The organism is Endozoicomonas sp. NE40, assembly GCF_040549045.1.
In the GTDB taxonomy this organism is placed as follows: Bacteria; Pseudomonadota; Gammaproteobacteria; order Pseudomonadales; family Endozoicomonadaceae; genus Endozoicomonas_A; species Endozoicomonas_A lisbonensis.
The window spans coordinates 1042411-1055684 of sequence record NZ_JBEWTB010000002.1 but is presented as its reverse complement, the minus strand read 5'-3'; the positions used below and the strand labels follow the sequence as shown (position 1 = coordinate 1055684).

12 protein-coding genes are annotated in these 13274 nt (G+C 48.1%); 8 read left to right on the top strand and 4 right to left on the bottom strand.

The window, feature by feature from the left end:
* Positions 1–420: 420 nt before the first annotated feature.
* From gap to crr, 4 genes are all read left to right on the top strand, one after another.
* Positions 421–1428 (top strand): type I glyceraldehyde-3-phosphate dehydrogenase, encoded by a 1008-nt coding sequence (gap, locus tag V5J35_RS05650; protein ID WP_354010327.1) that lies wholly within the window; start codon positions 421–423, stop codon positions 1426–1428.
* Positions 1429–1692: 264 nt separating this feature from the next.
* Positions 1693–3144 carry a pyruvate kinase gene (gene pyk / locus V5J35_RS05645; RefSeq protein ID WP_354010326.1) on the top strand — a complete coding sequence of 484 codons (1452 nt, stop codon included), beginning with the start codon at positions 1693–1695 and terminating at the stop codon, positions 3142–3144.
* A 130-nt stretch (positions 3145–3274) separates the two neighbouring features.
* A complete protein-coding gene (gene pfkA, locus V5J35_RS05640) occupies positions 3275–4255 on the top strand; it encodes a 6-phosphofructokinase (protein ID WP_354010325.1) in 981 nt (326 codons plus the stop codon).
* A gap of 186 nt (positions 4256–4441) precedes the next feature.
* The gene (crr, locus tag V5J35_RS05635) at positions 4442–4948 is read left to right on the top strand and encodes a PTS glucose transporter subunit IIA (protein ID WP_354010324.1); all 507 of its coding nucleotides are present in this window, start codon (positions 4442–4444) and stop codon (positions 4946–4948) included.
* 108 nt (positions 4949–5056) lie between these two features.
* Here the strand turns inward: crr and V5J35_RS05630 are convergent, their stop codons facing one another.
* On the bottom strand, positions 5057–6427 hold the full coding sequence (locus tag V5J35_RS05630; RefSeq protein WP_354010323.1) for a serine hydrolase domain-containing protein: 1371 nt from the start codon (positions 6425–6427) through the stop codon (positions 5057–5059).
* Between the two features lie 156 nt (positions 6428–6583).
* Here V5J35_RS05630 and V5J35_RS05625 point away from each other — a divergent pair, with 156 nt between their 5' ends.
* Positions 6584–7561 carry a helix-turn-helix transcriptional regulator gene (locus tag V5J35_RS05625; RefSeq protein WP_354010322.1) on the top strand — a complete coding sequence of 326 codons (978 nt, stop codon included), beginning with the start codon at positions 6584–6586 and terminating at the stop codon, positions 7559–7561.
* 10 nt (positions 7562–7571) lie between these two features.
* Here the strand turns inward: V5J35_RS05625 and V5J35_RS05620 are convergent, their stop codons facing one another.
* Together V5J35_RS05620 and V5J35_RS05615 are read right to left on the bottom strand one after the other, a co-directional pair.
* Positions 7572–7928 (bottom strand): hypothetical protein, encoded by a 357-nt coding sequence (locus tag V5J35_RS05620; protein WP_354010321.1) that lies wholly within the window; start codon positions 7926–7928, stop codon positions 7572–7574.
* Positions 7929–7940: 12 nt separating this feature from the next.
* Complete coding sequence (locus V5J35_RS05615; RefSeq protein WP_354010320.1) at positions 7941–8480, bottom strand: DUF3332 family protein; 540 nt, start codon at positions 8478–8480, stop codon at positions 7941–7943.
* Between the two features lie 492 nt (positions 8481–8972).
* Between V5J35_RS05615 and V5J35_RS05610 the strand changes: the two genes are divergently transcribed.
* The 3 genes from V5J35_RS05610 to V5J35_RS05600 all read left to right on the top strand — a co-directional run bounded on the left by V5J35_RS05610 (position 8973) and on the right by V5J35_RS05600 (position 11554).
* Positions 8973–9758: a hypothetical protein gene (locus V5J35_RS05610; RefSeq protein WP_354010319.1), complete on the top strand. Its 786-nt coding sequence runs from the start codon at positions 8973–8975 to the stop codon at positions 9756–9758.
* A gap of 291 nt (positions 9759–10049) precedes the next feature.
* Entirely contained in the window at positions 10050–10589 is a 540-nt protein-coding gene (locus tag V5J35_RS05605) for a type VI secretion system tube protein Hcp (RefSeq protein WP_354010318.1), read from the top strand.
* A gap of 233 nt (positions 10590–10822) precedes the next feature.
* A complete protein-coding gene (locus V5J35_RS05600) occupies positions 10823–11554 on the top strand; it encodes a copper homeostasis protein CutC (protein ID WP_354010317.1) in 732 nt (243 codons plus the stop codon).
* 67 nt (positions 11555–11621) lie between these two features.
* Here the strand turns inward: V5J35_RS05600 and ptsG are convergent, their stop codons facing one another.
* On the bottom strand, positions 11622–13052 hold the full coding sequence (ptsG, locus tag V5J35_RS05595) for a PTS glucose transporter subunit IIBC (protein ID WP_354010316.1): 1431 nt from the start codon (positions 13050–13052) through the stop codon (positions 11622–11624).
* Positions 13053–13274 lie beyond the last annotated feature (222 nt).

Below are 13274 nucleotides of genomic sequence, written 5' to 3'. Positions count from 1 at the left end.
TCTTTCGGCAGACAGCTGTTGATGACGAAAAGCCTGACAAAAGTGTACCGGAGGGTGATGTCTTTTGAGTATGTTTGCGATACAGGCCCAGGAGTTTATCAATAGTTGATTTTATTGATCAGGATCAGTTTTTTGAGTTGGGTGGTATAGCGTGTTCACATCTGTATCTTGTAGTGCATTTTGCTGTAATGATCGGAGTGGGTTTGGGTGTTTGTTGTCCATCCTGTGAACGGCCTGCCGGGCGCTGTCCTGATGTGTGAATATTTGTTTTGCGAGCCTGACAAGATCTGTAAACCCTTGTGTTTCAAGGTGTTCATAGAGTTTTGTAGGTATTTTCACTAGGCTGTATTCGCACAAAAAATCCTATTTACTAAAGGCTATAGCGGCTTGTCCGCTGTGACTAAGGGTATTGGAGACGTCATGATCAAAATCGCTATCAACGGCTATGGCCGTATCGGCCGTAATGTTCTGCGCGCACTGTATGAAGCAGGTCGCCGTGATGAATACCAGATCGTTGCTATCAACGACCTGGGCGATGCAAAAATTAATGCACACCTGACCAAGTACGATACTGTACACGGTCGTTTCAACGCTCAGGTTGAAGAAGGTGAGAACGCGCTGTTCGTAAACGGCGACGAAATCAAAACTTTCTCCGAGCGTGATCCTTCTAACCTGCCTTGGGCTGACCTGGGTGTGGACGTAGTATTCGAATGTACTGGCGTATTCCGCTCCAAGGATGCTTGTAAGCCTCACCTGGACGCTGGTGCCAAGAAGGTAATCATCTCTGCTCCTGGTTCTAACGTAGACGCTACTATCGTTTACGGTGTTAACCACGAGACTCTGACTTCCGACATGACCGTTATCTCTAACGCGTCTTGCACCACCAACTGCCTGGCTCCAATCGCCAAGCCTCTGAACGACGCTCTGGGTATCGACAAAGGTCTGATGACCACTATCCACGCGTACACCAATGACCAGCGTCTGAGCGACGTATACCACAGCGACCTGTATCGTGCCCGTGCTGCTGCACAGAACATGATCCCAACCGCTACTGGTGCTGCTGCTGCTGTTGGTCTGGTAGTTCCAGAACTGAAAGGCAAGTTCGACGGCATGGCTGTTCGCGTACCTACTATCAACGTATCTCTGGTTGACCTGAGCTTCGTTGCTGGCCGCGAAACCACTGTTGAAGAAGTTAACGAAATCGTTGCTGCTGCTGCCAAGTCTTCCGAAGCTATGAGCAAGGTTCTGCACGTGAACTACGAGCCTCTGGTTTCCATGGACTTCAACCACAGCCCGTTCTCCTCCAGCTTCGATGCGACCCAGACTCGCGTACAAGGCAACCTGGTTAAGGTAATGTCCTGGTACGACAACGAGTGGGGCTTCTCCAACCGTATGCTGGACACCGCTAAGGCTTTCATGAACGCCTAAGTGATGTTTGACTAAAAACACAGGCTCTTTGTGGGCCTGTGTTTTTGTCGTAAAAGCAGTAGTAAAAAGAAGACGGTGCTCGTTAGGTCAAGGGCTATACTGTCCAGGGAGACTGCCTTCTTTTTTCTGTTGTTTGACGTATCGTGTATTCATCATGTGGTCACCATGAATAAATCATGAAGTGATCGTGAGTTGAGAGTTAGCTGTCCCGGTACAAACTGCCACACAGGTGACCCACATACAGGTCAAACTTGAGAGGATAACATGCTCAGACGCACGCAGCTCAGACGCACGAAGATAGTCGCTACACTCGGTCCTGCTACTCAGACCGATGAGCAGTTAACAAAGCTGATTGAGGCCGGTGTCAATGTTGTCCGCCTGAATTTTTCACACGGTGATGCAGAAGACCACCGAACCCGTGCGGAGCAGGTTCGTACCATTTCTACCCGCCTTGGACGCAGTATCGCCATACTGGGTGATCTTCAGGGACCAAAAATACGTATAGGGCGCTTCCAGAACGGTAAAATCCATTTGCCCGACGGGGCTGAATTTGTTCTGGATGCAGAGCTGCCTGTTGATGCAGGGGATGAGACTCAGGTTGGGCTTGCCTACAAAGACTTGCCAAATGACTGCAAGGTGGGCGATGTCCTGTTGCTCGACGATGGTCGTTTAAGCCTGCAGGTCGTAAACATTGATGGCTCCCGTATCGTGACTACCACTCTGGATGGTGGTGAGCTGTCGAACAACAAAGGTATTAACCTGGCCGGTGGTGGCTTGTCGGCAGATGCGCTGACCGATAAGGACAAGGATGATATCAGGCTGGCAGCCGATATTGGCGTCGATTACCTGGCGGTATCCTTTGTCCGCAATCCTGAAGATATTGAACTGGCGCGCACACTGATGAATCAGGCCGGTGGCAGTGCTTCCATTCTGTCCAAGATCGAAAGGGCCGAAGTGGTATCTGATCCGGAATTGCTCGAAGCGGTTATACGCGCATCCGATGCCGTGATGGTGGCCCGGGGAGATCTGGGCGTAGAGATCGGCGATGCTGAGTTGATTGGTGTTCAGAAGAATATGATCAATGAAGCGCGCCGTCTGAACCGTCCGGTGATTACTGCGACCCAGATGATGGAGTCTATGATTCACAACACTCAGCCGACCCGTGCGGAAGTGTTTGATGTGGCCAATGCTGTGCTGGACGGCACTGACGCAGTGATGCTGTCCGGTGAAACAGCAACGGGAAAACGCCCTCATGAGGTGGTCAGGGCAATGGCACGCATTTGTGTCGGTGCTGAGAAAAACCCGGAACTGATTGCCCATGTTGATCGTGAAGCTGTTGGCAGTTTTGAAGAAACTGACGAAGCCATCGCGCTTGCAGCCACCTATGCAGCGAACAACTTGGGGGTCAAGGCCATTGTCTGCCTGACCAAATCCGGAGCAACACCTTTATGGGTGTCTCGCATTAACACCGAGCTGCCTATTATTGCGCTGACCCGTTACAAAACGACCGAGCGCCGTGTCGCTCTGTATCGAGGGGTCGAGGCTGTCGCTTTTGACAGTGGCACCAGGTACGGTTCTGAAGTCAGTGACCGTGCTATTAAAGAATTGAAAGAGCGTGGTTTGCTGGAGCCAGGCGACCGTATCATTCTGACCAAAGGTGAGAGTGAAGAGGTTGAAGGAGGCACCAATACCATGCAGATCATTACTGTTAAATAAGTCTGTCGCACTGAAAGCGCTGTGAGTCATCTTCACACCTATTCCGGAAGAGGCTTTTTTGAGCGAGTTCTGGCGCGAGTTTTAACGCAAGTTTCAGACAAGTTTCAAGACTAGGGAGACGAACAGAACCATGGCAGAGATGAAAAAAATTGGCGTTCTAACTTCGGGTGGCGACGCTCCGGGTATGAATGCTGCCATTCGTTCCGTTGTACGCAGCTGCATTTACTACGGCGTTCAGCCGGTAGCGATTCATGAAGGCTATAAGGGTCTGATTGAAAATAACCTGGAAGAGGTTAATGCCCGCTCCGTTGCCAACATTATTAACCAGGGTGGTACTTTCCTGAAATCTGCCCGTTGTGCAGAGTTCCGTACCCCTGAAGGTCGTGCCAAAGCGTTTGAAAATGCCAAAGCTGCTGGTCTTGACGGACTGGTTGTTATTGGTGGTGATGGCTCCTTCACCGGTGCCATGCTGATTGAAAAAGAACATGGCCTGCCTTGCATTGGTGTGCCGGGTACTATCGACAACGATATCTTTGGTACTGACTTTACCATCGGTTATGACACTGCCCTGAATACAGCGGTAGAAGCCATCGACAAAATTCGTGACACTGCAACCTCTCATAACCGTCTGTTCCTGATCGAAGTCATGGGACGTGATGCTGGTTTTATCGCCCTGAACAGTGGTATTGCAGCAGGCGCTGAAGAGATCCTGATTCCGGAAGAAGACCACTCTGTAGAAAAGCTGATGGATTCTCTGGAAAACAGCGGTCGTGCCGGTAAAACCTCCAGCATTGTTGTTGTGTCTGAAGGTGAAAAGATTGGCGGTGTGGTTGAGCTGGGTCGCGCAGTCGAAGAAAGCTTCCCGGAGTACGAAGTGAAGGTCACTGTTCTGGGTCACATTCAGCGTGGTGGTAAGCCAACCTGTTCAGACCGTGTACTGGCTAGTCGTCTGGGTGTTGCAGCTGTTGAGAAACTGCGTGAAGGTCTCAGCGGCGTAATGGTCGGTGTTCGTGACCAGAAAATCGTGACAACGCCTCTGGAGGAAGCCATCAGCAAGCATAATGCCATTGATGATGCGCTACTGAGGGTTGCAGATATTGTGACTGTCTGATAAATAGAGAGTTATTAAAGAAATGCCCCGCTCTGGCGGGGCGTTTTTTGTTAATGGTGCATATAGATGCAGCTATATAGGAACCTGTCGGGCTTAAAGCTGTCGTGCCGGTTCCAGCCATTAATTTACAGAAACGGTCATTAACCGTCTAAAATCCAATCCATCTTATTATGTGGGATAAGTAGTATGGGTCTGTTTGATTCAATCAAGAAAAGCATGGGTCTCGGTGGCGATGAAGGCACTGTGATCAAGTCACCTCTGACGGGTGAGATCGTAGCTATCGAAGAAGTGCCAGACGCGGTATTTTCTGAGAAAGTAGTTGGCGACGGTATCGCAATCAACCCGACTGGCAACAAAATGGTTGCTCCTTGCGACGGTGAAATTGGCAAAATCTTCGAAACCAACCATGCGTTCAGCATGGCGACTCCATCCGGTGTTGAGCTGTTCGTACACTTCGGTATCGACACTGTTGAACTGAAAGGCGAAGGTTTCAAGCGTATCGCTTCTGAAGGTCAGACCGTTAAGGCGGGCGACACTATCATCGAAGTAGACCTGGATTTCCTGAAAGCGAACGCCAAGAGCGTTATCACTCCAGTAGTTATCTCCAACATGGACGACGTTGAGTCTCTGGAAAAGTCTTCCGGCTCCGTATCTGAAGGCGCTGACGACCTGCTGGTTGTTAAAATGAAGTAATATTTGCTTTATTTACGCCTATAGCTCCCGGATGTATTCCGGGAGCTATTCTTCTCAGGTTTGTCAGATGAGTATGCTGACGAATATGCGATCATTCGTTGGATGATCTCAGGGAGTACTCAGCATCTGGGATGCTGCTCTCATATAGGCCGCAGCTTTGAACTCGCCAAATCCAGAATGGTAGGGATTAGTCGAGAATACAACACCCACAAAGTCTTTGACTGGATCAATATACAACATTTGTCCCAAGTTACCGCTTTTTGCTATGGCTCCGTCGGAAAAGACAAAATCAAACTGGTAAGACTGATACTTTGCCTGATCATTAAACATGGAAGGCGCACTTTCATACTTACTGCTTCCTTTGTAGGAAGCCTGATTCCCACTGTTATAAATGCGATTCAACATCTCATTACTGACGACAGGTTCAACAGCTGAGGTTTCCCAGCTGGGGGTAAACAGCAGTCCAAATCGGGCCATGTCTTCCAGCGTTGATGACATCAGCCCTACCGGCAGGGCGGTACCGTCGGGTGTAAGATTGAAAAGCGCAGGTTGTCGGGCCATCATTTTTGACCAGACCCGCTCCTCAAACACATCGACCCATGGTTTACCTTCAATGTTTTCAATCATGAGGGTCAATACTGTCGTATTTAATGACGCATAGCGGAATCGTTTACCGGCTGATTCTCCGTTTATCTTATTCTGGTCCTTCGCAACATCCAGCCAGCTTTCGACTTCGCCGGTAGCCTCCCTCGGTGATCCAAAGCCTGCTCCGAAGAATCTGACTACGGCTGAATCCGGATCAAGAATCGATTCCAGCGTTTCTTCATTATCAAGCCCCGTCGTATGGTTCAGGGCATCCAGTACCGTCACATCATCCCATACCGTTTTTTTGAGTTGGGGTACATAATGGGTGATGGATTTGCTGTGGTCTACTTTGTTCTCTTCAGCCAGCATCGCCACAATCAGGCCAACGGTGGTTTTGGCAGATGATGCCCAGATATGGCGATCTGTTGATTTCATGCCAGGGTAACTTTCATAGACGACCTTCCCTTTATGTATCAGGATTAATCCCTGTGTACGGAATTGTGGATGAACCATGTACTCATCAAGGGTCAGTTCTCCCAGACTGGTCATCTGCCTGAGTTCTCCCAGCTTCGGGTTAATATCTCGACTCAAAGCCTGGTACTCATCATTCGGAGACGCAATAGCCGTGGGCAGGAATTCGGACATCCGCAGGTTGTAATAAAGGCTATGGTCTCCTCCCATCTGCCAGTGAAAGTTGTTCAGGTTATCTCTTGCCTCACTAACGAACTCATTAGAGAAAGGCTGCTTAGCTGAACTGACCGGCTGATTGACTTTAGCGCCGGTTACTTCCAGAGCTTTTTCTACAGGGTTGGCCCTCACCATAGAGGATGAAAGGGCTAGTAACAGTGCAGCGGCAACAGTGGATAAGGTAAGTGATGGAAGGTCAAACTTCATGAAGGGGCCTGTTTTCATTGCGGATACTGAGCAATGAATCTACCCCTTAAGAATAAGCCTAAACAGGTCAGTTTACGCCAATTACTTTTCAGGTCAGATTTATTTCCAGCTTCAGGAGTACAATGATCAATATATCCTCACTGCATTTTTTTGATTATGATTGCCCTTCCCGATAATGACACCCTGTTTATCTGCACCTATGATAATCTACAGCCTTTTCTGACTTATTTTGATGACAAAGGTATCCATTGGAGAGAAATTGCCAGACAGTACCATATTCCTGAACACTCACTGGACAGTGGACACTGGTTACCTACCCGGAATACTCTGGCTTTTTTGGCAAAGCTGTTTTTAAGCACTACGGAACCTGTTGGCATTAATGTTGGTGAAAGCCTTACGCTGTCACATTTTCCCCAACTGGATAAAGCTCTGAAAGACGTTTACTGCCTTGAGAAAGCTGTCGATATCTATGTTGAGATAAGCCAGTCAGCATTTAGCAGCCACCTGCACATCTGGACAGAAAAATATCAAAACCAGTGGCTGCTTTGCCACCGCAGTGCCTTTCCCTCCACAATGCCCGGCTTTAATCAAATTGAGTGGTATAGAACATTAGGGCTGCTTACCTTGTGTCGTCATTATCTTGGGGCAAACTGGCAGCCAGAAACTTTGTGGATGAGTATGCCGCAATATCTGGCACTTAGCTGTCCAGAGGCTCTAAAGCACACTGATATCATCTTCGGTCAGCCATTTGGCGGTATTCCTTTACCTTTTGCAGAAGACTACGAACCCATGCAGAATCATCTGGAAAGATTTGACTGGCTGACGAAGGTTAAAGCACTGATTACAACCTATGCAACACTTCCAAGGTTTTCAGTATTCTGGTTTTCACAGATGATTGGCATGTCTTCCAGAACCCTGCAGCGTCGTTTGAGGGAACAGGGTACGAGTCTGTCGCGATTACGGGGAATAGCCCGGTGCGAAAAAGCGAAGTTATTACTGACATCAACAGATCTGCCCGTTCTTGAAGTCGGACATCTCTGTGGTTACACGGACTTATCAAATTTTAACCGGGCATTCCGCTCATGGAGTGGCATGACGGCACCACAGTACCGTCATAGCCTGGCGTCAACGTAGGAGGGTAAGATTATTCACCGAACTTGCAGACTGGTACACACAGGCTGATGCACATTTCTGATTCAGGGTGGTGGCGGCAGGCTGAAGCGCACTCGTCCATTTCACCATTGAGTTCCTGACAGGTTTGTTCTGACATAAACTCACACTCATTATGTCCGGGCAGCCACTCTCCATCAGGATTCTTGAGGCAGGCTGCGATTGGTTCCAACTTGACCGGGTTGTCAGTAGCGTGATCAAGCCCTGTCTTTACTTCAGCACTGCTTATATGAGTAGTATCGGGTGAGGCCTGCAAATGAACAGTCAGTCCACAAAGAATGGCAGCAGCAGTCACCAGGAGTGAAAATTTATTTGATGTGGGCATATTCATTAATAGAGCCACTTACGCCTGTTTACCAATAAAATCTTCCAGCCTTTCTATAGTCGTTATTGAAACAAGCTCTTCGTTCATGTAAAAGCTGACCATGTCATTGCTTTTTACTCCTTTAAGTGTTGTAGTTTCTCCCGATTCATAGTTAAAGGTCATTTCGAATGAATTTTCATCTATTTCTGTTATTTGGCTGGAGCGAATAACATTATGGCTGGAGGATGTTTTTATTGGAGCATCTCTTAAATTTGGGTCAATTTTATCGTTGACCTCAATAAACGATTCAGTCTCTGTGTCAAAAATATGTGGAGATCCGTTAATCGGGTTTTTCCCTGTCCAGAACTCCAGGGCATTAAACACAACATAATCAGCTGCAGTTGAAATGCCATAAACCGGAGCCAGCAGAAAGTTAACACCCGCACGGGCATAGCGGTTATCAACTGTCTTTATATTGAATTCAGTTACTTTCCCGGTAACAGCATTACTGCCAACGCAGCCCGATAAGAGCAGGCCTAAAAAAGCACATGTGGTAGATTTAATGACAATTTTTTTCATATTGGCTAATTAGAAAGTTAAAAATAAAGTTAGAATTTATGCGAAAACAATCAGGCAAAAAAAAGTGGCAAATATGCCACATATTAATTGCATTTTGACCTTGTAACAGGGTTTGTCAGGCTGGCAGTGATGAATCCAGTAACACTGTAAATGGAGTACAGCCTGCTTTCCCCTTTTATCGCAGCGTCCTGCCAGTATTTATTAACCCACAACACAAAGGATTGGTTTGAATCTTATCCATGCTGTAGAGGAGAAAAAAGGTCTTTTTGCGCCACTTTTACATTCGTGGATGTATAAACTGAATTGGGAAATCATTAGGCAGTGCAGCTACTGGCAATTTGTTTTCAGGGTATGGGAGATGGCATTGATAATACGATGGGGGCTGATTGTTTGTGGGGTTAGTATTCCTGACCACTTTGTCAGTGATGAATGGTAGTTCCTGAACTATCCTTGCATGCAGTTCTGACTTTTCCAGCGGACTGGAGACCCTATATGAAAGGATTATCGATTTCACTTTTTATTACTCTGTATATATTGATTGCGCCTGCACGGGCTGCTTTTCCTGTTCCTCTTTCTGCGCCTGTACAGGAAAGCTCTCAGCCAGAAAAAATGACCATTGAAGCCAGACAGGCTGAAATCGACCAGCTGGTTCGGAAGCTGGCTGCTTCAGGTATTGATTTGACTCGCGCAGCAGATGAAGAGTCCGTGCCTTCCCCCGACTCAAAACGACAAATTCCACTCTATACAAAAAAATCGGTTAGAACGATGAGTCTCGGTGACCTGCTCGATTATCAGGATCAGCTGCGTGCGCATCTGGCTGAGCTGGAAAATAAAGAACGCAAAGCAAAAGGAAAGGACAGGCTCCGGGCAGAAGATGCTGAGAAAACTCAGGCAGAGAAACATATTGCTATTCGTCAGTTAAGGGAAGTGGACGCCGAGCTGGGTGATGTATTGATACGCCGGGCTATGAAAGGGGTTGGTAAAATGGTGCCTGTTCCTAAATTTACAGACTATGAGAAAGAACAGGCTGGTCAGTCTTCTGATCGAACGGGTTCAGGCTCTTCGAATAGAGAGTCGGATAACGAGTCAGATAGAGAGTATCCGGATCATGAGTATATTGATTACGAAATCGACGCACCGGTTCTAATAACCGGGAAACCGGCCAAAAAAATTCGTATGAAAGCAAGAAGGGGGGTTATGGAGTTGCACCAGCAGATTCAGGATTTGAATCAGGTATTGATTGACAGTGCAAAACGTATGATTGGCAAACCTTACTAACACTTCTCTGTCGGCTTGTCATTCTGCTGGATGATTCAGGACAAAATACTCTTCAAATTCACAGGTGACCTTTCAGGTGACCTCTAAGGCTCTAATCGGATTTAAGACTGCTAAACTACATTTCACAAAAATTGTGTGAATGACAGTCTTGGCAGTGAACATAGGTAATATTTCAGAATTCATCAGCGATACAACCTGTTTTGAAATGATCTGTGAGGTTCGTTGCAAAATTCTTCAACGACATGGCAACGTAATCTGTAAGCTGACAGGCTGTCTCCGGAGATCATTGTTATGGCCAATATGTTTATGAGTATCGAAGGCATTGACTTTCCCGGAGCAACCATCACAGTCACTGGGGAGAAACCCGGCAGAGGTGCCGCTCCAAGCTGGTGTTCCATCGATTCCTTCTATTGGGAAGCGGCCCGCTCGGTCTCCATGGATATTGGAAATGGTATGAACCGCGACTCAGGCATGACGTTAATGAGTGAAGTTTCTATTACCAGGGAGCTGGATGGTGCTTCAGAGTATCTTTTGTCGCGAATGTATGTTCCCGGCAACGAAGGTGATGTTATTACTTTTATTGCGACCAAACCGGATCGTGACGGAAAAGGGGGGCATATTTATTTGCAAGTGCAGTTAGTGAAAGCCCGCATAGTCTATTACAACTTTAGCGTAGTGGACAGTTCAATACCGTCTGAATGTCTGTCGATCTCTTACGACAAGTTCCGTTACGTAAACTGGCACGAAAATGTAGGCGGTGAGCTTGAAAAGGGGGGTATTATTGAATATGACTTGGCTACCGGCGCAGTTAACTCTGTAGCCCTTCTCTGAAAAAATGAGTACCTCTCTGTCGCTGCCTCCTTTGTCATTACCCACTTAACAGTAATACCCACCGGCACAAGTCGTTCGTTGTTACTCGTAATTCCTCCTTTATACCCTTCAGGGTATTATCGTGCGGTGGTTCAAAATGACTTGCTCATGATCATAGTTATAAGGATAAATAGTCACAAGGCGAAATAGTCACAAGGCGAAATGGGTATAACCAATATTTTGGAGTTCATGTCATGTTGGGAGAACTGGAAATAGAAGTTTGTATTAACAGCGCGAGCGTGGACTATGTCAACAGGGCAGCTGCAGCGGCAGAGCTGGGCGGTGCCAGACGCATTGAGCTTTGTGCAGCGATGGATCAGGATGGCCTGACACCGGCTATTGAACATATAAGAGCTGCCAGAAAGGCATTCAGGCCAGAAGGGTTGATGGTAATGGTTCGTCCCCGTGCCGGGAATTTTTATTACAGCCTGGAAGAGAGTGATGTCATGGTACGACAGATTGAAATGGCGGCCCGGGCTTGTGCTGACGGTGTTGTCCTTGGAGGGTTGAGAGCCAGAGACAATGCGATTGATGAAGGACTCTTGCTGCGACTGCTGGATACCGCCAGAAGTCTGAAACTGACGACCACGTTTCATCGAGCTTTTGATGCAACCCTCGATCCTGAAAAATCTCTGGATACATTGATGCAGCTCGGTGTTGACCGGGTATTAACAAGCGGTACACGCTGGGGCTCTGGTGAAGCCGCAATGCAGGGAGTGCCATTGCTGAACAGGCTTATTGCTCAGGCAGGCCAATGTATTGAAATTGTGGTTGGGGGTGGATTATCGCCGGATAATAGCCCTGAGTTAATGGGGCAGTTAGTGCGGTCCAGTGGGAAGGTCAGCCTGCATGCTTATAGTGGCGTTCTTCATAATGGCGAAGTGTCGTCTGAACGGGTTCGGGCAATGAGTCGGGGGACTGCTTAAGATCCCGGTTGTTGACCAGCACCCGGTGCAGTGCTGAGTGCTGGTCAGAAGACAGTTGATAAAAGAGCTACATCGACTTGATGGCTTCCTGCATTTCAGTTCGTATGTTGTCTGACTGGGGGCCGAAAATCGCCTGCATGTTTTTGCCTACTACCACAACAGCGGTGGCGCCAAGTGCTTTAATACGGTTCTGATCCACATCATCCGGATTGTTTACCGTGATCCTTAATCGTGTAATACAGGCATCCAGGTTTTTAATATTGCTTTTGCCTCCAAACGCTTCGACCAGGTTTCTGGCCAGTTCCGGAGTGACCTCAACTTTACCTTTTCGGGTCTCCTCTTCCCGTCCGGGGGTCTTGAGATCCAGTGCCAGAATAGCAATCCGGAACACGCTGTAGTAAACCGCCGCATAAACCAGTCCAAGCCCTATAATCCAGGCGGGCCTGGTGGCAATGGTGTAATAAAGGACATAGTCAATCATCCCGTGGGAGAATGACATAGCCATTTTCACATCCAGATAGTTGGTGATGGCAAAAGCCAGACCTGCCAGAAGGGCATGAATACCATACAGAATCGGCGCAACAAACAGGAAGGAGAATTCAATCGGTTCTGTAATGCCTGTCAGCAATGAAGTCAGTGCGGCAGAAATCATAATGCCGCCAACAGCATTGCGGTTCTTTGGTTTGGCACAGTGCCACATGGCAATGGCGGCAGCAGGCAGACCAAACATCTTGAACAGGTAGCCACCGGCAAGGAAGCCTGCCGTGGGGTCGCCGGCGAAGAAGCGGGCAATATCCCCGGTATAGACATTGCCAGCACTGTCGATGTATTGCCCCATTTCCATCTGGAAGGGGACATTCCAGATATGGTGCAGCCCGAAGGGAATCAGACCCCGCTCAACGACACCGTAAATAAAGCCCGCCATGACCGGGTTCTCGGTAACAGACCATTGTGAGAACGCATCAATGCCTTCCTGGATCGGAGGCCAGATGAAACTCAATAGAACCCCAAGAACAATAGCGCACAACGCCGTGATGATCGGGACAAACCGTTTTCCGGCAAAGAACCCCAGGTATTCTGGCAGCTGGATTTTGTAATATCGGTTGAACATGACCGAGGCCAGCATGCCAGCCAGAATACCACCAAATACACCCGTGTCGATGGAGTCTACCCCCATGATCACACTGGGTTCAACGCCCAGCTGCAGAGCCATGACGCCCATGGTGCCAAGCATGACAACGTAGCCAACGACGGCAGCCACCGAGGCGACACCGTCATTTTCTGATAGTCCAATGGCTGTACCAATGGCAAAGATAATGGGCAAATTACCAAAAACCATTCCGCCTGCCTGGGCCATGACGCTGGACATCAGGTCTGGAATGAATGAGAAACCGGCACTGCCTACGCCCAGCAGTATGCCTGCTACAGGCAGTACGGCTACGGGTAGCATCAGTGCTCGACCAATTTTCTGGAATGTGCCGAACACGGTTTTAACCATGAGGAATAACTCCAGGAAGATTCTGCTGGATTACAGCGGCAGAACCTCAATCAGAGGATGGACTAACGCTGCAAGTTAAGAGGTAAAACTCTGGAAGCATAGACTATATGTGCGACTCGGCAATCTCATTCTGAATAAGTGAACAATTATTTTTGTTTACTTGCTCTGTCGAAACCGGCTGTTAGCGGCTTATGCGGGTGGGATTGTTTTTCAGCCGCAGGT